Raw genomic sequence first — 19,686 nt, 5'->3', positions numbered from 1 at the left:
TTCATGCAATCACTTATGAGCAGGGAGAAGAACATGGCAAGGAAATGCCCTAGGTGTAACGGAAAAGGGACTATCCAATGCTCTACATGCAATGGTAAGGGACGCATTTATCCTCTGCCCGTGCTGGGAATTGGAGGAAAGGATTGTTCAAGGTGCAATGGAACTGGAGAACTGCGCTGCCCGGCCTGCAGCGGGAAGGGCCAGGTGAAATGAGGCCTTCCATCCCCGGAAAAAATTTCGCGAGAGTTGAACAAAAAGGGAATGTGGCGGTCGCTTCTCTCAAAGGAACCCGCCACCAGTTCAATGAGGACCGCTATCGAATACTTTCGCAAGATGTGCCTTTGGTGGGGTCACAAAACCGAGGAGAAATTTTCGCTGTTTTCGACGGGATTGGAAGTACGGAATTGGGGATGCGGGCCCCCAGGAACTGTGCGACCAACTGGGGCGGTTTTACACGCATCCTGAGGCTTGGGCACTCTCAGCAGAGGGGATTCATGAATTGTTGATGAAGGCCAATCTCACAATTCATGAGTGGGGGATGGACTCAAAGAGTGGGCGGCACAAGGGGGGCTGTGCAGGGTCCATTGCGTGGATTTATGAAGATCAGCTTTTTGTGTTCCATGCCGGCGACACCATGGCAATTCAAATCCGGGACGGCCAGGCCACGGTGCTCACGCATTCTCACGAATGTAATGGTGGGATTTACAGGTTTTTTGGATTGGGGCCGGAGCTCGAAATTGACGTCGGAGCTCACTCGTTGGAAGAGGGAGATCGAGTACTGCTGTTTTCCGATGGAGTCACGAAGGCCTTCGAACTGCTTGAAGCGGTTGAGGTGGTGGAGGAATTCACCGATATTCGGCGTGCGGTGATGGAGCTTGCTCAGCGGTCCAGGCACAAAGGCTCCTCCGATGACATCACGGTTCTTCTTTTCGAGGTGGAAGACTGACAGACAACTGGTTCTGAAGGGAGTCAATATTCGAAAGGGTACGTTGCAACATGAAGCTATGACACCAATTCCACAGTGCGGACTTCAATCCCCACCTTCAGCTTGCGGAGGATCACCTCAAAGATGCCCGCCAGATTGTCCATGCCCGGATTCCCGCTGGGAGAAAGCATCCGTTGAAGGCTCTTGCTCGGCCTGGCCGTCAAGGATGCCAGTTCCTCAAATCCCACTATCGCGTTCACCAGGTCCCGCAGATTGAGCCGGGCTGTCTCCGGTCCGCCATTGAGAAACAACGTGGCCGCTTCATCCAGCATGGCTCTGGAAAATTCAGGATCGCGCTGGACGCGTTCGATTACAGTCTGTTTGAAATCTCTCGTCAATGCCATTTCTATAAGCTCTTTATTCGTAGCTCCCCAGCCTCCAGATTATTGACCTTCATGCTCAGCTCCTGACTGAAATATCAGTAGGAACGGCTATCCTGTTTGCGATGGGTGTGTAGATGTCGACTCCCACTTGCTCGGATCGGATCGATACAACGAGGGAGTACCTGGCTTTCCGGTCCCAACGCCCAAGGTGATGGCGTTCTTTCCACCAACCGCCGACAGGGTAAACCGCCAACAACCCTCTGTGAGCCAGGTCGGCTGCCGTTCCTTGCCAACGGTCTGAATGAATGGAGCCCCGGTCTCTGAGCTGAGATCCAAGAACCCAACCCGTATCGTAGCTGGCCGCTACCTGCTCTTCCTCATCCCGCGCAGCTCTATTGACTCGTTTTCGAAATTCATCGAGGGATTCGGTGGGCATCTTCACTGTGAACCTCAGACCGTGAGAAGCATAACGGTGTCGGTACTTCCAACCACGGCGACCGGGACTGGGCTCGATGAAATAGGAGAGAGTCACCCGCATTTCAACTTGAGACGCTCCCAGATTCTCGAGCACCTCCACCGGCCAGGGAATGCTATGGAGATGCATGTCGCTGGTCTTGACATAACTTCCTTCTTTGAGGAAAGGATTGAGCGAATCCTCGATAATGAGAGTGACTGAATTCGAGGCACTCCACATGGCACGCCGCAGGCTCGGCACTCCAAACCCATAACAACGGAGCAATCGCTCCCGATTCCCCCTTGTCTTGAAGGGTATGAATTCCTCCATCATGGCATGGGTCCACTCGGCGGAGTGCACGATCAGCGCTCGGATGGTCTCCGGCCAAAACTCGGGGTATCGATGCTGGAGGATAGCGGCCATTCTGGCAGCTTGCGCGGTTGCCGGGCTGGTACCATGAGTGGTCACAAAGGATTTGAAGAGCGGTCGCCAGTATGTCGTAAGTAGACACAAATCGTCGATGGGCACTGCCTCACCTGTAACGGGATTTCGTGCCGCATTTCCTCCTTCCATGACGATGTCGGGTTTGACGGACCACTTGCGGCTCCAACAAAGAGACGTCGTACTCGAAGGGCTCAAGGCGCCAGCGTTGGCAACGAGCCGCCAATCAATATAATCCTCGTGGTGAATATGAATCCTGTCCGTGTACGCACCCACCGTCACCACATTCCATGCTTGAGCAGGATCGTGAATCCCGTTGGCCTGGTTGATGTCCGGATACAGGCGCCAATCCTCCTGATCGATATTGCCTGCGGAAACGAACATGAGCCTTTGCTGACCATCTTCGGAACCGGAGCAAATCTGATCCAATTCAGCAGACCAGGATGAGGGATATCCCCGATCCCGAAAATCCGGGGCTGTGACAGCCATGCATATGCTGCGCGGACGGAAAGGGGCTGCCACCTCGGCTCTGGCGACAGCCTCACGGGTAATGGCCCCATACAGGTCCGGATCGTTCTCCCCGATAGGCGGCAGGATTTTTACAGATTCGAGCTGATGGACCAGCTTCACATTCTCTTTTGCCGCAAGCAATGGAGCTAGATCGCCGTAGAGCGCCACACCCGCCATCTCGGTGCCATGACCGTGATGATCCGCTGCGGGCCATCGAGGATGACATGTCAGAACAGAGTCGTCCTTCAACCCTGGTTGAAGGAGAGGGTGTCGATGGTTCACTCCGGTATCCAGGAGACACACAGCGGGCGCACTGGAATCCGGCGGATCGAGTCTTTGGCTCAGGTCTCCTGCCCATTCCCTCTGCTCATAGGGAGAAAGGTCGATGAAAAAGCTTGGAGGATCTTTTGCTTTCCGCAGTTCGGCGATGCAATCCAGAAGCTCCGCAGATCGGCTCATGTGCGATTTGGCGCCATATGCGAGCACCACGGAGCGGTCGGGAAAGCGAATTTCCGAGGGGCCTATTTCAAGTCCAAGACGGCTGCCGTGTTGACGAAATGTGGTCAGGGTGGCCTCACGATCCCCACCGACTCGAAGCCAAACCTCCCACCACAAAGGATCGTCCGAGGCCGGAAAGATACTTTCATCGTCCGTCCAGAAAGATTCGAGGGCTGCCAGGTGGATTTCGGAAATGCCGGCGACAAGCCGCTCGTTTCGCGGCCTTCCGGTCTGTGTTTCACCGGCAGCATAGTCCTCCAATTTTTTGACGAAATAGGAGAACTTGCCTTCAGGTATGAATACAGTTGCATACATGACCTCGCCCCGCTGCCTAACGGCGGCAAGCTCGATGCCTTGCTGAGACGATTCGAGGCTGTTCAAAGCCAGTTCGAATTCTGGCTCACTCCTGAATTCTATGTGCATCCCCTTCTGATCGAGGATGCCGACCGCGGTTCTGTTGTCATCGATAGACTGTGCGGCTGTACGCGCGGCTTCGATCTGTTTCAAAAGCCCGGCACCGTGTATGGACGCATTTCGGGAAGGCAACGCCAAACTCTGCCTTCCAAGCCGTGGAGAGGTATACTTTTCGGTGGTGGTTGTTCCCTTGACGACGAGGTGTTTGAGCTGTTGGCTTCCTTCAGTTGGCATTTATCTCTTTCTTCATCGGTGCACTACAGAACGCCGTTCTTCCAAAGCGGAGAGGAGGCGTCCGGTTGTGACGACGACCGTTCCCGAGAGGATCGATTCCTTTGCAGCATCTTCACACGCTCGGACAAGATCTGCATAGCTGAGGCCGCCGGCCGCATCGAGAATGCACTTCCAGTCCACGTCCGTGGTATCGAAAGCCGCCAGGCTATTCTTGAACATGGTCTGAGCCAAGTCTCGAGTCGGATGCTGGTACTCGATCACATCATCAAAGCGTCGAAACAGGGCTCGGTCCAACACTTCTCCATGATTCGTCGTGGCAACGATCAGGCTGTTTGATCTGTCCTGATCGAGAAGCTGAAGAAAAGATGTGAGAATACGGCGCATTTCCCCCACATCGTTGGGGATGGCTCGCTCGCTGCCAATGGCATCGAACTCATCGAACAGATAAATACCGGCCGTCTGCTCCATGGCTCCAAAGATGAGCCGAAGCTTTGCAGCCGTCTCTCCCATGAACTTGGTGATTAGGCCGTCGAGCTGGATAACGAAAAGCGGCAACTTGAGCTCACCCGAAAGAGCGGAGGCTGTCATAGTTTTGCCGGACCCGGGCGGACCCATGAGAAGGAATTTTCGGCGCGGCGATAGACCATGGGCATGGAGCTTATGCTGCTGGCGATACTCTCTGAGAATCCGTGTCACACGCCGCAGCAGAGCATCGGTCAACACCATATCCGCCAGTTTTGCTTGCGGGTAGGATGCGGCCAGAAGCTCAGAGAGCTCACCTCGTGGAGTGGCTATAGGTACGGGGCCTTTTCGGCACTTGGTCCCGGCACTGGATTTGGCTTCATCGACCAGAGTGCGCAGTTCATCGGCAAGACGTCCATGCCCCTGACGGGCGGCGTGTGCTGCAACCTGCATGGCGACAGCACAAAAGCGAGCATCATCTTCCTCTATGTAGCTCTTGATCAATGCTTTGATTTGCTCCGCTGTGGCCATAAAAAACCCTATCTTATATTTTTGTTTCTGGAACCTACATAAACGCGGGACCAATTGAACAAACACTAATGCGAATACCGAAGTAAGACAAGTTGAAAGAATGACAAACACGTAGAGTGTGTTCAATGATGAAAACCCAATGGAACGCCCGACATTGAACGGATAGGATCTTAATCTACTGGATTTATTAGTGCTCAATCATGTGAAATAGTCAAAAAATCTAAAAAATCAAAGGGGGTGCTCAATGCCGGCAACACGATCGAGCAGCCCTTCTTGTCGGGTTTCTCAAGGCTCACCCAGGTGCACCACGCATGGTCACTTTACTATGCCGAGCTATACTCAACACATCGTTCCGTCTTGTTCTCCCTGCGCCACAGCGTGTTTTTCGGCAACATCGCCAAGGAGCCCGCGGAATTGATCGAGCTTGGCCGGATTCTGGCGGCACTGGGTCAGTAGAATCACTTGCTCCTGGAGTTGTGGCACAGTGAGGTTGTCTCGCGGGGTTTTGTATTTGGCCATTGCATATTTCCAGTATCGATCCTGTGGAAGATTCAGGCCTGTGAGCATTTGGTCGATGGTGCTCACGGCCGTTTGCCATGCGGCATGGCTGTTGGATGGATTCGGGGGCGGGGGCTGTGGGCTTCTGTGGTGCTGTTCCTGTTGATTTCTCGGTCCATGCCCGGTGTTGTGCATTCCGTCGCCATTGTGAGACCTTTCGTTCTTGTACACACTGAGCTGATAGCCGGCGAAAAACCAGGCACAGCCGAGGGCGTTTGTGAGCGCCCCCTTCATGGCCCACTCGATGAGGGTGTTGGTGCTGCCGCCCGTTGCGGGGACGGGATCGGACATGGCCACTTCGCCGTCGCGCAGGAAGCGATACCAGATGGAAAGCTTGCAGGTGGCGGTCACGTCTTCCTCTGTGTAGCCTCCTTTGCGCTCGACGGTCTTGGATGAAGAGTCGATGCCGTCCAGGTTGAAGCCCCAGCCGTAGCCGATGGGTCCGAAGAGCTCCAGGAGCAGATCGGGCAGGAAAGCGGGGATAATGTCGGTGAGACCGAGCTTGCCGCCCTTCCCTCCTTCGATCTTTTTGTAGGCGTGAGCCGGTAGCTGCCGATCGAGCTCCCGGAATGCTTCGAATAAGTCTTTTCCCGTGATGGTTTTGAGCTCCATGATTGATCCTCGTTAGGTTGCAGACTGTGAAAACCGGACCAAGGAAATGGGGTGGATGCACGGATGCCCTCATGCTGCCCGGCAAGATAGTTCAGTGAAATGGTGCATCCCCTCCGCTATCGCGGAATCACCAGTGATCGGCCATGTTTCCCCTCCTCGGCTTCACACAGCCCACGGACCCGGCAGTAACCGTCGCACTTCCACCGGCGGGTCTCTTCATCGGCGACCGGCGGCAGGATACCGGAATCGAAGGCCTGCGCGAGGCAGGCGAGCTTGGGAGTAACGAAGGTGAGGACGCTCCGGTCATCGTAAAGCGGGACCTCGGGGATGCGGTAGTAACATTCCCACTTCTTTTTGCCCGAGGGGTATTCTCGCACAAGCCGCGGGTGCCCGATCATGTTCCGGCGTTTGCCGCTCCTGACCGGGGGATGGACGAGAAATTCGACGAAGGGTGTCACCTGCCCCGTTTTCACGACCTGCATGAGGGAGAGGTAGGCGATCTCGATGTGATCCACGCGGAACCTATTCTGCCGGGCGATCCAGGCATAGATGTTGGTCTGCCAGATGTGCTCTTCCTTGGCGCCCTCGAAGATGACGTACTGCAGGCCGTTGTCCCCGATGGATTTCCAGTCTTTGAGCACCCCCTGTTCCAGGAAGCGCAGTTTGTAGTTGTCGAGCTGGCCGCTCACCTCGTGCCCGTTGACGCTGGCCCGCAGGCGCATCTCCGAGCGTCGCAGGTAGGGATTGTCCATGTCGGGGCGCTCCACCAGGCGGTGGATCAGCTCCCCCCGCAGGCTGTACCACATGCTTTCGGGAGTGGCCGCATAGTCGGTGACCCGTTCCAGGTAGGTCGATCGAAGGCATCCGAGGAGCGCCGTCACGCTGATGCGATCCCCCGTGTGCTCGGCAGCCTGCCAGTTGCGTTCGCGCTCGAAGAGGGCTTCGCGGATTTCCAGGTCGAAGCATTCACTTTGGCAGGCAAGGCAATCATCGAAGGTCTTTTCCTGCCCGTCCGGGCAAAGGGCTCTTTTCCAGGGCATGGCTCTTCTCCTTATGCAAGATAGGGGATGAATGGTTGGATTGCGCGTTGATAAGGCATTCGAGGAAGCTCAAGCCGTCCCGATGAATGGGAGGCATCGATGCAACCGAAATGGATTCACAATCGGTAGACGGAAATCAGATGAGTGTGGGCTCGAGGAGGAGGCTGCAGAACTTTCCGACGCGTCGGAAACGAGACTGATACAATTGGGACTACATGAGCATGGAGTCGGAGGGGGAATCGAGCTCGGGGAAACTCTCAGGCGGAAGGGTCTCAGAAAGCTGCCGTGCTTCCTGGCTTCCATTACCGCCCAAGACCTGCCCATCGTAGATGTAGATGCCTTGACCGGGCTCGTCGGCAACCGTCTCGATCCACACCTGGTAGTCGCCCTGGCGAGCCATCTCCTCGATGACCCTCCAGGATTCCCTGTCGAGGAGTGAGCCGTCTTCGATGCGGATGATCCGGAGCCTGGGATTGAGAGCCATGGCGATGGCCATCCCGACGCGGAGCTTTTCGGCGGTACTCGCCTGGCTGACGGGGACGCCGTTGTACACGACCTTTCCATTTCGAAAGTCGAGCCCGCTGACGGGAAAATCGGTCCGTTCCATGAGCTCCGTCTTGTAGCGGGCGATGGCGTCGAGCTTTGCGGTGCATTCGCTCGCCTGTTTCTGCTCATGGGCAAGCTCCTCTTCGAGCCCTCGGCGTCTTTCGACATCGGCGGCAATGCGGTTCAGCTCGTCAGCCTGGGCAATTCGTGTATCGACTTCCGAGAGATCGTGGTCGACGAGGTCACGGACGGCACTGACCGCAGAAAGCAGTTCTTCCCGGGAGCTTCCGATAAGGGAGTCTGTACTGATCATGAGGTCTTCCGTCTCGCGGAGCTGCTGCAGGAGGTCTTGCTTTTTTTGCTCTAGCTCTTCTTTCCGCTCTTTGAGCCCCTCATGGCTGCGTTCGAGGTCGAGCAGCTCTCTTCGCATCCCATCGTTGCGCGCATTTTCCTCTTCGAGGCGCTTCCTCTCGGAAAGCAACTGTGCGGCACTGACTGGTTGTACCGTTTCCATTCCCGGTGGTATTTCGACCGCCGTGACGACAGCCTCCAGACGTTTGGCGTTGCGATGGTGGTCGGCACGCTGCTCATAGACGGTCTTGTACACAGCATTCATGGCCCCGATGGGGTCTCCGTTTTCCTGAGCAGGGATGCCGGACAGCCTTTGGAGATGCTCGTAGGAGAGAGGAATCGTCACCAGGGAGAGCAGAAGCTCGCGCTGCTTGCCTTCATCCAGGCGCGCAAAGGCCAGCGGGTCGAAGGAGAGCTTCCCCAGGAGCTGATCCAGGACTTTTTGAGGGCTTTTCCACTCCAGTCCCTCCTTGTTCATGACCTTGAGATAACTGCCCTTGTGAGTGAAAGTCCGGGTCACCAGCATCTCTCCCAGGTCGAGCCGAATCTCTCCCTTAGCGGCTCCCTTGCGGATGGGTTCTTCAGGCAAAGCCTGACCACCGCCGAGGGCGTACCAGATCGCGTCCAGCACGCTGGTCTTGCCTGCAGCGTTGGGACCGGAGATCTGAACGATGTGCCCTTCGGGAGTGATCTGAACGGCACGGAGCTTTTTCACGTTTTCAGCGGTAAGCTGGATGATTTTTAGAGGCTGATCCTGTTGCATGAAGTACCTCCTCTTCAGAGTTTGTTTTGGGGGTCGTACCAAATAGGCGTTGCCGGAAATGCTGAAAACAACCTTGGCGGAAATCTTGTGTTGATCGCGCTGGAGCATGGTATAATTTTTTTAAATTTTTAAGCACGACGCCACACAAAGAAGTGGTCAATGTGTGGACTTGCAATTGATCGTTTCAAAGATAGAAAGAACGTCGGCGAAGATACGGGGTGCATTCCAGTTTGACGCCAACAGGGGGGTGCATGATGGGAGAGATCCAATACATTTCGGATGAGAATAAGAAGATCACGGGGGTTATCGTGCCCATTGAATTATGGCGAGAGATTCAGTCGGAGAAAGAGACAGCTTACTTGCTCAAGAGTGAGACCATGAAAAAACGATTGCTCGATGCAAGGAATCGCAAAGAGAGTATTCCATTCGATGAAGCCCTTGAAAAACTTGGTAGTTGATCCCGCCATTCAGGCCGACACCCTGAATTTCTTGGAGTTTCTCTTGAAAAAAGTAATCGATGATGCCTGCAGAGACGAGGAGCGACAGTGGTTCCACTTTTCGCTGGAATCGGCTTTGAAGGATATGGAAGATGAGCCTCTTGTCTATTCTGAAGCTGATTTGAAAGAGCACTTTCAATGAAGCGACCCGGCCATTTTCTCATTCTCCCCAAGCTCATGCGTTACCCGCAAAGCGGCAGGTGCTTTTTCACGCAGGTCTTGCCGTCTACCTGGTAATAGGCGGTGGTGAGCTGCCGGGCCAGTTCCTTCCCCAGGAGCTCTTTGAGAAACCGGGATTCCTCCACGCAGGACTTGCCGGTAAATCCCCGCGTTTCGATCTTCACCTCTCCATCTTCCGTGATATCGATAACGATCTGCTTCATTTTTCGTTTCCCTCCAAACACTCGTGGATGCGATCGATGCTTCGCTGCATGCGCCGAATGGCGCCTTCCAGCTCCGCGATCCAGCCAAGCAGGCTGGCATGCCGGCCCCGTTCCCCCATGCGATCCCACATGTCCCAAAATTCGCGGCTGAAGTAGGCCTGACGGATGGGCACGAGGTCGGCGCGGGGGGTGTCGGGTATCTCGAGACGACTTTTCATGGGTCCTCCTACATTGAGAGCACAAGCCGGATGCCCTTTACGGATTTGGCCTGCTGGACGCGATAGCCTTTGAGGCGGGCTTCCCGCTTGACGCGCTCGATGGCGTAAGCCTGCTTGAGCTTCCCCGCTCCGGGTCCCAATGCTCGCTCCAGCCCCCCATCCCTCCAAAAATCCCAGAGCAGGAAATACTTTCCGTCCTTCCGAACCACTCCCACTTCGTAGGCAGCCCCCGGGACCCGGACGGCGTGGTCGCATTTGCCCAAGTCGTCGGCCGAAAAGCCTTCCGGGAGGGGGGTGTCCCCCATGTATTCGCCGTACCAGGTGTAGGTTTTTTGGTTCCGCACGAACTGTAGGCCCAAAGACGCGCAGGCCGCTTCGAGGGTCTCCAGGTCGTTGATTTCCAGCTCAATTTTCGAAACATGACTCATACAGCTTCTCCTCTATTGCAGATTTTTGAAATCGCACGTCGTAACGCAGGGCACACAGCTCCGTCAGCTCCTCTTCGTTCAAAACGATCTTGCTGGAGGAGTCCCCTCCCACGATGCTGACGCACACCGTGCCGGGTTCCCTGCATTCTTGGACGGCAATGGTCGCTTCCGGATCGACCGAGGATTGGATGCTGAAAGTTCTCAGGATCATACGGTTTCCTTTCTTTCCAGAATGTTTTGAACGATGCCCCGATCAAAGAGCTTCTTGGGCACAATCGCCCAGGTTCCCGGGAAACAGGTGGAAACGAACTCCTTGGCGGATTCGAAGTTGTGGTGCTCGACGATGCGCATTTTCATGGCGCTCTCGGAGCTGGACGAAAAGCTTGAAAGATCGAACGCAAGAAAGAGCATATTGGTCCTCCTGTTTGAAAGTTTCCTGGCAATGCGGATACTCCTCCCGCCACCGATTCCATCTCAAAAGACGGAAATGAAATCGATGGACAGCGAGGGGTCCTTGGCAATGGTCAGATTGAGCGGATCTTGCGCTGCTCCGTAATTTGATCTTCCGGGGTATTGGCCGGGCGGGCGCGTGTCCTGGCCCATTCTCGAAGGGACTGGATCTCTTCCCGCATGGTGCGGGAAAGGGGTACGATGGCGCTCATGGCGGCATCGAGCCCGTCGAAGAGGGAGTCCTTGGCGATCTGCTCGATTTCAGCCCCGGTGAATCCGTCCAGCCGGGCTGCCATCTCCTCCGGGATGGCGGCTTCATACTTCTCGTTCATGATGCGAATGATTTCCAGGCGCTCCCCGCTGCCCGGCAGGTCCACGAAGAAAACGGCATCGAATCGGCCGGCACGCAGCAGTTCGGGCGGGAGCATACCGACACTGTTGGCGGTGGCCATCATGAGGATGGGGGCCGTAGTTTCCTGCATCCAGGTGAGCAGATGTCCCAGCATGGAAGCCGTGACGCCGCTGTCCGTCTGCCCGCTCGACTGCGACCCGGCCAGCGACTTTTCGATCTCGTCCACCCACACCACCGCTTCCCCGAAGGCTTCGATGATGCCGGTCGCCTGACGCATGCGCCGCTCGGATTCCCCTACGAGTGAATTTTTGAGGGCGCTGATATCCAGCCGGATGAGCGGCCAGCCGAGGATGGAGGCGGTGGCCTTGCTCGCGAGGCTCTTTCCGGTGCCGGGAATCCCCACGAGCATGACGCCTTTGGGTTTGGGAAGGTGCTCGTTTCCAGGGAGAAATGCCGTTGCGCGGTTTCGGATGTATGCTTTGAGGGTGCCGAGTCCCCCTACCCGGCTGATGTCTGCGGGCTCCCAGAACTCCATGAGCCCCGACTTCTTGATCATCTGGGCTTTCACTTCGGTGATCACGTGCTGGTCGAATCGTCCCTTTTTCACGAGGGAAAGGGCGAACGCCGTTTCAGCCTCGAACTCTGTGAGGCCCTTGGCCGCCCGGGCCGTGTGGGTGTCGGCTTCCACCGGAAGAGCATTCCCCTCGGTATCCTGGAGGGAAACTCCCTTGGCCAGGTCCTGCTGCATGGAGAAAAGATCACTTTCGCCGGGAAGCGGCATGGCGATGATGTGGAAGAGCTTTTCGATTTCCGGACGGAGCTGGAGCGTGGGACAGACCATGACCAGGCAGCAGCCGATGGACTTCCATCGCACCACGCCGTTTTGAACGGCCTGGATGACTTCGGGAATTTCCAGGAAGAGGTGGAGGTTGTGGGCCAGGAGGACGCTGTCCTGCTGCGTGCTCAGCCAGTGGATCGCCTCGACGGGGTCGCGGACCTCATCCAGGAGCTTGCCGTTTTCCGCAGTACGAAAGCCTTGGAGGCAATCCCAGGCGGTGAAGCTCCAGCCCTCGCAGGGAAGTACCGTTTCAGCGCGGTGGGGCTCCTGGGTAAGCAGGCAGATGGCGGGATATCCCGCCCGAAGATAATCCTTGATCATGTTTTTTCTCCTTGTGTTTGATTGGGGGCGCAGACCGAACCTGGATATTTTGTTCACGCGGCAAAGGAGCGTGGTTCCTGGATGTGGATCTTTCGTCGGGGGATGTCGACGAGGGCGAGATTCAACGCATCCTTGACCTTCCCCATTTCGGCGGCGATCTGATGCTTGAGGAAGGGATCTTCCCGGAGGGCGGACGCGGATACGCCGCCCACGATGCGCCGCGCTTCGGAAACAAGACGTTGCAGCTCGTCATCGTCGAAGAGGTTCCTGGCCTCGAAGGAATCCAGGAAGGCCTGCATCTTCTCCATCATGGAGCGCTTGAAGATTTTGGGCTTTTCGCTTTCCTCGCTTGTGAGACGATTGACGATGTGGGCGACGTTGTCGGCGAATTCGGCACGGAGAGCGGCGATGCAAAGCTCCTCCGTCTCCTGCATCATGGCTGCGAATTTGGCCTTTTCCCGCTCGTAGATTTCTGGTGTGAGGATGCTATGCCGACCCGGCGTTTGGATGGTGAGGTAGGTCCAGCTGAAGTCGAACTTGGTCCGGATCTGCGCAGGATAATCGGTTTCACTGAAAAGCTTTCCCAGGCTCAGGCGCGCCATTTCTCTCGCTTCTTCGTAACCTTCTTCGAATCGGACCACCTCCTTGCAGAACTCGGATCGGTGGAGGTTCAAAACCTCTTCGACGTTGCCGATCTGCTCCTTGGGAACCAGGGTGAGCCCATGGATGGGAAAAGGCAGGGCTTTCTTTTCCAGGTCTTTCCTCGCCCGGCTGATGACGGCCCGGATGGGATGGAGGGTTTCGGGATTCACGAGATACTTTCGGCCTCGCAGCCAGTCGCTGTCTCCCACCTCCTCCATGACCGAAGCCTCCAGGATCCTGGAACCCTGCCAGCAGGAAGTGCTCATTTGAACGAGGCAAGCCTCTTGAAAAATGTCTTTCATGGATCGCTCTCCTCTCTCATGGCCCTTCCCACCAGCAGCGTGTCTCCCGGGTAAAGGGCAAAGGCGAGCTGCGCTCCGGTCGCTCCCAGGAACCACAGCCGGGTGACCGATTCGGCCTCTTCCGGGGGCGGGCCGTTCAGAACGAACCACTCCCGGTGGGTGAGGATTTCATGGGCGGACCGTAGCTTCTCGATCTCCGCCGTGAGCTCGGCGATGTGCCGCTGCGCCCACGCCGGCAGGGAAGAGGTATCATGGGTGCGTTTTCCCTGTTGGATTTGCATGGCGTTTCTCCTGTTTACTGTGAAAATCCCCCTCGATCCCCCTTTGATAAAGGGGGAAGCGTTGTGTTTCTCAGCCAGAGAGCTATTGCGTTTCCCCCCTTTGGCAAAGGGGGGCCAGGGGGGATTTCATGATGGAGGGGGAACGATGCACCATCATGACCGTCGGGATTGACGGCTCACCACGAAAGCACGAAGCGTATGAAGAATGCCTCCAGGGGGGAATCCATAAGCGTGCCTTCGTGGCGAACCGCTTACACTCAGAATGGAATGTCCTCGGTGGGGACATAATCGGCGTCGGGGTTGAAGTGCTGCTGGGCCTGGCGCTGCGCCGAAGCCTGATAGGCTTCAGTTCCCGACCGGTCTTGGCTCTCCTGGGCACCGTTTCCCCCAAGGAGCTCCAGCTGGTTGATGCGGATTTCCACCGAGGAGCGGTTGTTCCCCGACTGGTCCTGCCAGGAGCGCTGCACGAGCTGCCCCGAAATGCAGACCTTGGAGCCCTTTTTCAGGTACTCCACGGCGATCTCCGCCGTCCGCCCGAAGGCTGTGGCGCGGAACCAGTGCGTTCTTTTCTCCATCTCGCCGTTCTGTCCCTTGGCAAACTCGTTCACGGCGATGTTTAGGTTGGCGATGGCAAGACCCGACTGGGTGTACCGAATCTCGGGGTCCTGGCCCAGATTTCCCGCGATGGTGACGGAATTGATCATGGCTAAAATCCTTTATAAGTTGTGTTAACAAAGTGTTGTAAGATGGGGCCTTGCCTTCCGGAGACTACCCTGCTGCCGATACACGCTTCTCCGACAGCCTGGACGGCAGGTAGTGCTGCACCTTGCTCCTCTAGCCGCACTCGGGCAAAGTGCCGGGCCAAGACCCGCTTTCACCGCCTACAGACGGAAATCCTATTTGATGTGAACGAGGACCTTGTCCTCCCCGTTGAGGCCGCCACAGACGAGCTTTTTGAGGTCTCTTCTCAAAGCTCGAGCTGCCTGCTTCCAATCTTCTCCGAGCTCCATTTCCGCCGTGACTCCGTGAGAAACCGTCCACGAATTGAAATCCTTCGACATCTTTTTGCTCACCAGAACCGTGATTTCCGTGACCTTCATGGGCATCACCTCCTTTCACTCCAGGCAGGTTGAAATCGAATCCGCGCGGATCGTGATCGCCCCGTCATCGAGGGACACGATCCCGGAGACGCGATATTTTTTGCCTGCCTGGAGAGGAGAAGGGCTTTGAACATGGATGTTGCGGTTGGTGGCGATGCCGTCGCGCGCAACTTCAGGAGTGAACAAGAGAGACACCCGCTCGCCGGCGAACAGTTCGGGCGCATTGGCGAACGTCTTGGCGTGAACTCCCTGCACGTAAATGTCGGCCGCCTTGCTGTAGGTCCGATAGGAGACGAAGGACAGGGGCTGTATCCAGCCGACTGCCCAATTGATGAAAGTCATGGTCCGATTGGTGGTCCGGATGAAATCCGCCCCGGCTTTCACCGTCTGCCAGTCCTTGGCGTCCTGGGCAGGCCAGATGCCGAACATGGCCGTTTGCATGGATTCTTCGAGGATAAAAAGGGAAAAGCTCACGAGACCGCAGAGAGCCAGGTAAACCGTGAGAAAGGAGAGCATGCGCTTCGCTCTCCTGTGAAAGCGAAGCAGCCGGGCTCTCATTTGACGATCTTTCTGAGGGTGTACGTCACATCGCCGTTATTGTCCCTCCTGGAGACGATGGCCTTGATGGTCTCACCACCCTGGACGGCCGAGGCTTCCTGGTGGGAAGGGCCGAAGGCGAAAATCGGAGCCTCCGCCGTGTAGGAAACTCCCTGAAGCGTTCGATCTTCTGAAATGAACAGAATCGTGTACGGGGCGCCATCCTTGTTGACCTTCTGCATGGCCCGCTCCACCCTGGCCGTGAGGAGCAGATCTTCAGCAGCGGCCATTCCGGAACAAGTAAGAACCAGACTCAAACTCAGTACTGCCAGATGCTTTTTCATGATGAATCTCCTTCAGTGAATGGTTGATATGTTTGCCTTCTTCAGGCGCTTCACTTTGGAGAGACGGAAATTGAATTTTCGAGGTGGGAAAAAGTCGTGGAAGGGGACGCTGAAAACGCTGATGACCGCAGACAAACGCTGATAAAAGAAGAAAAGTTGAAGTACTTTCAGCGAAAGTCAGCGCTTTAGTCAGCGTCTTCAGCGTCCCATCGTTTCTCACTGTTACGCCACAATGCGTTCTTCCTCCTCCCGAACGGGTTCCGGCAAACCGGCACAGCACTGAACCGTGATCCCGTGCCGGCACTTTTCCCCCAGCGCCACCGAGTGGAACCACCGCCAGGCCCCGACCCACCCACCAACCGGGCGCCACGAGCCACAACCGATGGACCGCAACCCTCTCGGGCCAGCCACGGGGAAGACCACGACCGGCTTCCCCAACCGGGCCGCCTCACGGCAGGTGAACCAGGTGCCGGGAGATTCACCGGAAATGAATGCCACGACCCCTTCGGCACGCTTGACCAACGCGATGGTCCGGGCAAAAAGCGCGCTCAGGTACTGATGCCGCGAGCAACCGCGAACTGCCTGACCGGGCACCACTTCTCCTCCCTGTGAGACAAAAGTGTGGAGCACCGGACGACATCGGGCTGGAGCCTGTGAAATATCCCCTGGCAGGAAGACCATGGAACCGGCACACGCCGAGGCTCCTGACGCCACCACCGCCTGGAGAGCAAAGAGGTCCGCCCCCAGGGCTCCCCCCGTTCCAATTTTGCAATCCCGCTGCAGAAGAGACCGCACTACGTCAGCCACCGCCAGAGCCCGGGACGCCGGCAACTCCCGAGAACCCACCACTGCCACCAAACCCGCCATGACACACCTCCCCGTGAAATGAGACCAAGCCAAGAAAGCCAGGAAGCAACAACCACGCTGGAGAGGCGGAAACGAGATTTTTTGTGGCGGTAAAGAGCGATGGTAAAACAAGCAATGATCGGAAGGCAGAAAATAAAACTCATGAGGTTTTGGATGGCTTCATCGAGGGCAGAGGATTTGATGCGCCCTCCGCCGCATCCATATCCCAGGGTTCGAAATCCTCCCAGTCCGCTGCGTTCCAGACCTCCGGATCGGAATCGAGGCTGATCCCGATCTCGTGAACCACATCGTAATGGTGGATTCTCGCCAGCTCGTACATCTCCGGATCGCTCCAGTTTCCGAAACGCTTTCGCCAGTAATCGTGCATGACCGTCTCCTTTCAGCAAAAGTGAATGTTTGCAAAAGGTAGACGGCAATAAAACTTGGATGCTGGGGATGTCGGTTCGGACCGGTGAAAATTCAAATCCGGAAAGTCCTCGATTTCTCTGCCTCTACGCAATTCCCTCCCGGATCATCCACTCGACACATGACGCCACCACATCCCCGTGACAGGCTAACGGCTTACACCAACAGACCAGATAGACATCACTCCGTTCGGCCATCGCTTTAATCTTCAACAACTCGGTAAACACCTCGTTCCGGGCTTTTACCTGATCCCACAACCAGGCCCGATACCTGGCGATGACCTCGTCCCGGTCCCCGTCCCGTCCTATGGCGAATGGATTCCCGAGAACACTGGGCCGACCGATGTAAATGCCTTCTCCCTTGAACAGCTTTTTATTCACCACCTGTATTGCCATAACTCATCTCCCAAAAAAGTTGCTCCAGGCAGGCCGAAATGAAATCTCTCGGCGCTACTGCTCTTCGAGATCGGATAGATGGGCGATCAGGGACATCCTCCGGAGAAATTCCTGGCAGGAAATCTTGTCGAAAAGCAGGTGGCGGATCTGGTCCAGAACCAACGCTTGCGCATCGGAATCAGTGAGGGGAATTCCTCTCCGAATTTTTTCGAATTGCAGGCTCGCCGAAGCTGTCTTCCGGCTCGGATCATCCAGTTCCTGGAGCATTTCCACCATGAGCATCAAAATCCGATAGCCTTCGTCCGGAATGTTCCTGAGAAATTCGGCCAGGCTCAATTCCTTCATGTCTCTCCTGACCTTGCGGTCGGTCTGGTCGGGACTGTCCATTTCCCCGATATCGAGCGCATCGAAATAGTCCTGCATTTCCATAGGGTCCTGTTGGTCGTGAAAATCGGTCATGTGATTTCTCCTGTCGTGATAAATAGGGTGAGTGAAGTGTGTGGCTCAAAAATTGACGGTGAAGTATTTCGACCGAATCGCCGGTAGTGACATGATGACTCCCTAAAGACTTTCGTGACCCATTTCCAGGTCAAGAATTAAAGAATGTTGCCAAGCTGGCACCAATGTTTTATGATGTGTCAAAAAAGGAGACAAACAATGCCGGCCACTCAAGTCAGAGATCGAAAACCGGCCGATGATCGTATCACCGCCCGGGTACCGAGCTCCACCCGGTTGATCATCGAACGTGCCGCAGCCTTATACGGGGCCTCCATCAACCAGTTTATCGTGCAGGCCGCTCTTGAGCGTGCGAATGAAGTCCTGCAGCGCATGGAGGTCATTAAGCTCTCCTCAGGGGATGCCGAGACTTTCCTGAAAGCACTGGAGAATCCACCCGAGCCAAACGAGGCCCTGGTGGACGCCGTTTCTGCCCATGCGCGACTGGTGGAAGCCCAAGATTGAAATGGCAAAGGATTTGATCATCAGTCTGCTGGACGCCGAAAAGCACGATCGGAAGGCGTTCGACTGCGGCGAATCCGCCCTCGACGACTACTTGAAAAAAACAGCCTGTCAGCACCTGAACAAGGGGATCGCCAATACCTACGTTTTGACCCGCAGGACTGAACCTCGAAGAGTTCTGGGCTTTTTTACGCTCTCCTTCGTTGAAGCGGATGTGTCGGACATACCTGTAGAACACAGGAAAGGACTCCCCAAGTCGCATCTTCCAGCAGCGAGGCTCGCGCGTCTGGCCATTGATTCCCGTTGTCAGGGCAATAGTTACGGAAGAATCCTTCTTGTCGATGCCATGCGCCGGGTCGCCGGTGCGATGAGACAGGTGGCGGGGGTCGTGGGTTTGTTCGTGGATGCCAAGAATTCGAAAGTGGCCGGTTTTTACCGGAAATTCGGCTTTATCCCCCTGCATGATGCACCCCTTACCCTGATGCTTCCCCGCCAGACCATCCTGCTCGCTTTTCCCCACGTCCCGCCCGATACGCCCGTTGAAAACCTTGAAGGATAGAAGAGGCCATTTTCAACCGACATGATGAAATGATTCCCTGTCTTTGCTTTTTGCGCTTCTGCATTTCGGCTCCCTGAAAGCCGTCGAAGCATCCGGGCAAGGCCCCGGGGGGAAACCCGGGGCCTTGCTGCTTAAAGTTGCGCCTTGCGGGCGTGGTAGGCTGCCCAAAGGATGCGCCATTCATGAGGCTTGAGGGCGGGCGCTTCGATTTCGCCCTTTTGGATGCGGTGCAATTGCCGGCCGAAAGCGGGGAGATTTTTTTCCGCTTCTATCCTTGCCTTGAGCTTGCGGGCAAAGGCGGAAAGATGCTGCCTTCTGAGGATGTAAACCTTTTGGGCATGGTAGAAAGACCAAAGCACGCCACTTTGGTTTTCATCGAGGGACTTGATTTGATAATAAGCCTTGCCCAGTGCCGTGAGGGCTTCTTCCGTTTTGCAGGCGCGTATGGATTCCAGGAGCCTTTGAAACCATGAGGGCTGCCGCTCGACCCAATCGGGGCCTTTCGACTCTTCGGCCATGGGATGATAAGCGAGCGTTTCAGGGACATATTCGGACTCGTGGGTCATGACGTCTTCTTCTGAAACCTGCTCGACCTGCGCGACTCCCAAAACGAACGGATAGAGGTAATCAACGGTTGCCGAAACTCCACGAACGGCTGCCCAGCGGCAAATGACGCGGGCGGTGTGCTCATCGGCCTCCAAAATGGCCAGTGAATCCGCAAGGGGGGCAGCCTCTTTGCGTGTACAACGGGCGCGCCTGGCCACAAAGGAAAGTGTGAGGTGCCGCGGGCAGGTGGCGCGCACTTCATGCGCTACGGCAGGAACGGGGAAGCCGAAGGGCGTTTCCTCGTAAATGGCGCGATCCATTTGCCGGGGGAAAACCGGTGCATGGTCGCCATGGGGAAAATCCTCGAAGGCGCCTTCGAGGGTTGAAACCTCCACAGCGTACCGGGGCCAATAGGGTTGGGTAGTCCAATGCATGACCGACTCCTTTTGAAGAGGGGTAATAACCGGGCCGTGAAACAGCCGAAAAACTGCATCGTTAGGGGCTGTGGCGCATGGGCGCGGGGGGGTGTCAAGGGGTCGTGG

Annotated in this window: 28 protein-coding genes; 5 read left to right on the top strand and 23 right to left on the bottom strand. The window is 56.2% G+C overall.

Features of this window, described 5'->3' with window-relative positions; translation table 11 throughout:
* Positions 1–538 precede the first annotated feature (538 nt).
* Positions 539–946, top strand: coding sequence for a PP2C family serine/threonine-protein phosphatase (locus MWC30_RS12035; protein ID WP_244084430.1), 408 nt, complete (start codon positions 539–541; stop codon positions 944–946).
* Positions 947–1,002: 56 nt separating this feature from the next.
* On the opposite strand, the gene MWC30_RS12030 is transcribed toward MWC30_RS12035, so the two are convergent.
* From MWC30_RS12030 to MWC30_RS12005, 6 genes are all read right to left on the bottom strand, one after another.
* The gene (locus MWC30_RS12030) at positions 1,003–1,329 is read right to left on the bottom strand and encodes a DNA-binding protein (RefSeq protein WP_244084429.1); all 327 of its coding nucleotides are present in this window, start codon (positions 1,327–1,329) and stop codon (positions 1,003–1,005) included.
* A gap of 55 nt (positions 1,330–1,384) precedes the next feature.
* A complete protein-coding gene (locus tag MWC30_RS12025) occupies positions 1,385–3,859 on the bottom strand; it encodes a S8 family peptidase (RefSeq protein ID WP_244084428.1) in 2,475 nt (824 codons plus the stop codon).
* Between the two features lie 12 nt (positions 3,860–3,871).
* A complete protein-coding gene (locus MWC30_RS12020) occupies positions 3,872–4,852 on the bottom strand; it encodes an AAA family ATPase (protein WP_244084427.1) in 981 nt (326 codons plus the stop codon).
* 339 nt (positions 4,853–5,191) lie between these two features.
* Positions 5,192–6,022 carry a hypothetical protein gene (locus MWC30_RS12015; protein WP_244084426.1) on the bottom strand — a complete coding sequence of 277 codons (831 nt, stop codon included), beginning with the start codon at positions 6,020–6,022 and terminating at the stop codon, positions 5,192–5,194.
* Positions 6,023–6,138: 116 nt separating this feature from the next.
* A complete protein-coding gene (locus MWC30_RS12010) occupies positions 6,139–7,062 on the bottom strand; it encodes a hypothetical protein (protein WP_244084425.1) in 924 nt (307 codons plus the stop codon).
* 211 nt (positions 7,063–7,273) lie between these two features.
* Entirely contained in the window at positions 7,274–8,722 is a 1,449-nt protein-coding gene (locus MWC30_RS12005; RefSeq protein WP_244084424.1) for an AAA family ATPase, read from the bottom strand.
* Between the two features lie 251 nt (positions 8,723–8,973).
* Here MWC30_RS12005 and MWC30_RS12000 point away from each other — a divergent pair, with 251 nt between their 5' ends.
* Together MWC30_RS12000 and MWC30_RS11995 are read left to right on the top strand one after the other, a co-directional pair.
* Complete coding sequence (locus MWC30_RS12000) at positions 8,974–9,180, top strand: hypothetical protein (protein WP_244084423.1); 207 nt, start codon at positions 8,974–8,976, stop codon at positions 9,178–9,180.
* Positions 9,152–9,361, top strand: a complete 210-nt coding sequence (locus tag MWC30_RS11995) for a hypothetical protein (protein WP_244084422.1) — start codon at positions 9,152–9,154, stop codon at positions 9,359–9,361. Before MWC30_RS12000 ends, MWC30_RS11995 begins: the two co-directional genes overlap by 29 nt.
* A 40-nt stretch (positions 9,362–9,401) precedes the next feature.
* Here MWC30_RS11995 and MWC30_RS11990 read toward each other — a convergent pair whose 3' ends face one another.
* From MWC30_RS11990 to MWC30_RS11915, 16 genes are all read right to left on the bottom strand, one after another.
* Entirely contained in the window at positions 9,402–9,602 is a 201-nt protein-coding gene (locus MWC30_RS11990) for a DUF2997 domain-containing protein (RefSeq protein ID WP_244084421.1), read from the bottom strand.
* Entirely contained in the window at positions 9,599–9,820 is a 222-nt protein-coding gene (locus tag MWC30_RS11985) for a hypothetical protein (RefSeq protein ID WP_244084420.1), read from the bottom strand. The genes MWC30_RS11990 and MWC30_RS11985 overlap by 4 nt, the downstream gene beginning before the upstream one ends.
* Before the next feature lie 8 nt (positions 9,821–9,828).
* Positions 9,829–10,248, bottom strand: coding sequence for a hypothetical protein (locus tag MWC30_RS11980; RefSeq protein WP_244084419.1), 420 nt, complete (start codon positions 10,246–10,248; stop codon positions 9,829–9,831).
* Complete coding sequence (locus MWC30_RS11975) at positions 10,226–10,459, bottom strand: hypothetical protein (RefSeq protein ID WP_244084418.1); 234 nt, start codon at positions 10,457–10,459, stop codon at positions 10,226–10,228. The genes MWC30_RS11980 and MWC30_RS11975 overlap by 23 nt, the downstream gene beginning before the upstream one ends.
* Entirely contained in the window at positions 10,456–10,659 is a 204-nt protein-coding gene (locus MWC30_RS11970; RefSeq protein WP_244084417.1) for a hypothetical protein, read from the bottom strand. Before MWC30_RS11970 ends, MWC30_RS11975 begins: the two co-directional genes overlap by 4 nt.
* A gap of 113 nt (positions 10,660–10,772) precedes the next feature.
* Positions 10,773–12,209 carry an AAA family ATPase gene (locus MWC30_RS11965; protein ID WP_244084416.1) on the bottom strand — a complete coding sequence of 479 codons (1,437 nt, stop codon included), beginning with the start codon at positions 12,207–12,209 and terminating at the stop codon, positions 10,773–10,775.
* 53 nt (positions 12,210–12,262) lie between these two features.
* Positions 12,263–13,153, bottom strand: coding sequence for a DUF3150 domain-containing protein (locus tag MWC30_RS11960; RefSeq protein WP_244084415.1), 891 nt, complete (start codon positions 13,151–13,153; stop codon positions 12,263–12,265).
* Positions 13,150–13,434, bottom strand: a complete 285-nt coding sequence (locus MWC30_RS11955) for a hypothetical protein (RefSeq protein WP_244084414.1) — start codon at positions 13,432–13,434, stop codon at positions 13,150–13,152. The genes MWC30_RS11960 and MWC30_RS11955 overlap by 4 nt, the downstream gene beginning before the upstream one ends.
* 257 nt (positions 13,435–13,691) lie before the next feature.
* Complete coding sequence (locus MWC30_RS11950) at positions 13,692–14,138, bottom strand: single-stranded DNA-binding protein (protein ID WP_244084413.1); 447 nt, start codon at positions 14,136–14,138, stop codon at positions 13,692–13,694.
* A 192-nt stretch (positions 14,139–14,330) separates the two neighbouring features.
* A complete protein-coding gene (locus MWC30_RS11945) occupies positions 14,331–14,534 on the bottom strand; it encodes a hypothetical protein (RefSeq protein WP_244084412.1) in 204 nt (67 codons plus the stop codon).
* Between the two features lie 15 nt (positions 14,535–14,549).
* Complete coding sequence (locus MWC30_RS11940; protein ID WP_244084411.1) at positions 14,550–15,092, bottom strand: hypothetical protein; 543 nt, start codon at positions 15,090–15,092, stop codon at positions 14,550–14,552.
* A complete protein-coding gene (locus MWC30_RS11935) occupies positions 15,089–15,415 on the bottom strand; it encodes a hypothetical protein (RefSeq protein ID WP_244084410.1) in 327 nt (108 codons plus the stop codon). Before MWC30_RS11935 ends, MWC30_RS11940 begins: the two co-directional genes overlap by 4 nt.
* Positions 15,416–15,637: 222 nt before the next feature.
* Positions 15,638–16,282 (bottom strand): DNA-processing protein DprA, encoded by a 645-nt coding sequence (locus MWC30_RS11930; protein WP_244084409.1) that lies wholly within the window; start codon positions 16,280–16,282, stop codon positions 15,638–15,640.
* A gap of 139 nt (positions 16,283–16,421) precedes the next feature.
* Positions 16,422–16,649, bottom strand: a complete 228-nt coding sequence (locus MWC30_RS11925) for a hypothetical protein (RefSeq protein ID WP_244084408.1) — start codon at positions 16,647–16,649, stop codon at positions 16,422–16,424.
* A gap of 124 nt (positions 16,650–16,773) precedes the next feature.
* A complete protein-coding gene (locus MWC30_RS11920) occupies positions 16,774–17,082 on the bottom strand; it encodes a DUF4326 domain-containing protein (RefSeq protein ID WP_244084407.1) in 309 nt (102 codons plus the stop codon).
* Between the two features lie 54 nt (positions 17,083–17,136).
* Complete coding sequence (locus MWC30_RS11915) at positions 17,137–17,541, bottom strand: hypothetical protein (protein ID WP_244084406.1); 405 nt, start codon at positions 17,539–17,541, stop codon at positions 17,137–17,139.
* Between the two features lie 198 nt (positions 17,542–17,739).
* Between MWC30_RS11915 and MWC30_RS11910 the strand changes: the two genes are divergently transcribed.
* Entirely contained in the window at positions 17,740–18,042 is a 303-nt protein-coding gene (locus MWC30_RS11910) for a DUF1778 domain-containing protein (protein WP_244084405.1), read from the top strand.
* 1 nt (position 18,043) lies between these two features.
* Positions 18,044–18,598, top strand: coding sequence for a GNAT family N-acetyltransferase (locus tag MWC30_RS11905; protein WP_244084404.1), 555 nt, complete (start codon positions 18,044–18,046; stop codon positions 18,596–18,598).
* A gap of 131 nt (positions 18,599–18,729) precedes the next feature.
* On the opposite strand, the gene MWC30_RS11900 is transcribed toward MWC30_RS11905, so the two are convergent.
* On the bottom strand, positions 18,730–19,578 hold the full coding sequence (locus MWC30_RS11900) for a hypothetical protein (protein WP_244084403.1): 849 nt from the start codon (positions 19,576–19,578) through the stop codon (positions 18,730–18,732).
* Between the last annotated feature and the right edge of the window lie 108 nt (positions 19,579–19,686).

The organism is Desulforhabdus sp. TSK (assembly GCF_022836495.1).
Classification (GTDB): domain Bacteria; phylum Desulfobacterota; class Syntrophobacteria; order Syntrophobacterales; family Syntrophobacteraceae; genus Desulforhabdus.
The sequence above is the reverse complement of the archived record's forward strand: the minus strand, read 5'-3'. Positions and strand labels throughout refer to the sequence as shown.